Genomic DNA, 871 nt, shown 5'->3' on the forward strand with positions numbered 1-871 from the left:
GATATTGTGCTTTCTGATGCCAACGTGCGTTTAGTTGTCCTCTCGGCTTCTGCTGGTATCACTAATCTGCTGGTCGCTTTAGCTGAAGGACTGGAACCTGGCGAGCGATTCGAAAAACTCGACGCTATCCGCAACATCCAGTTTGCCATTCTGGAACGTCTGCGTTACCCGAACGTTATCCGTGAAGAGATTGAACGTCTGCTGGAGAACATTACTGTTCTGGCAGAAGCGGCGGCGCTGGCAACGTCTCCGGCGCTGACAGATGAGCTGGTCAGCCACGGCGAGCTGATGTCGACCCTGCTGTTTGTTGAGATCCTGCGCGAACGCGATGTTCAGGCACAGTGGTTTGATGTACGTAAAGTGATGCGTACCAACGACCGATTTGGTCGTGCAGAGCCAGATATAGCCGCGCTGGCGGAACTGGCCGCGCTGCAGCTGCTCCCACGTCTCAATGAAGGCTTAGTGCTGATGAATCCCCTAATGATTTTGGTAAAAATCATTAAGTTAAGGTGGATACACATCTTGTCATATGATCAAATGGTTTCGCGAAAAATCAATAATCAGACAACAAGATGTGCGAACTCGATATTTTACACGACTCTCTTTACCAATTCTGCCCCGAATTACACTTAAAACGACTCAACAGCTTAACGTTGGCTTGCCACGCATTACTTGACTGTAAAACTCTCACTCTTACCGAACTTGGCCGTAACCTGCCAACCAAAGCGAGAACAAAACATAACATCAAACGAATCGACCGATTGTTAGGTAATCGTCACCTCCACAAAGAGCGACTCGCTGTATACCGTTGGCATGCTAGCTTTATCTGTTCGGGCAATACGATGCCCATTGTACTTGTTGACTGGTCTGA

General features: G+C 48.6%; 1 protein-coding gene and 1 pseudogene. Both read left to right on the plus strand.

Annotation, left to right across the window (positions count from 1 at the left end; translation table 11 throughout):
* A partial coding sequence (locus tag DDE13_RS22530; RefSeq protein ID WP_222626197.1) for a hypothetical protein occupies positions 1-633 on the plus strand: 633 nt, incomplete at its 5' end.
* A pseudogene (locus DDE13_RS22535) lies at positions 573-871 on the plus strand (IS4 family transposase); the annotation flags it as partial. The gene DDE13_RS22530 and the pseudogene DDE13_RS22535, both read left to right, overlap by 61 nt.

Origin of the sequence: Meridianimarinicoccus zhengii, assembly GCF_003254465.1 — a bacterium.
Lineage (GTDB): Bacteria > Pseudomonadota > Alphaproteobacteria > Rhodobacterales > Rhodobacteraceae > Meridianimarinicoccus > Meridianimarinicoccus zhengii.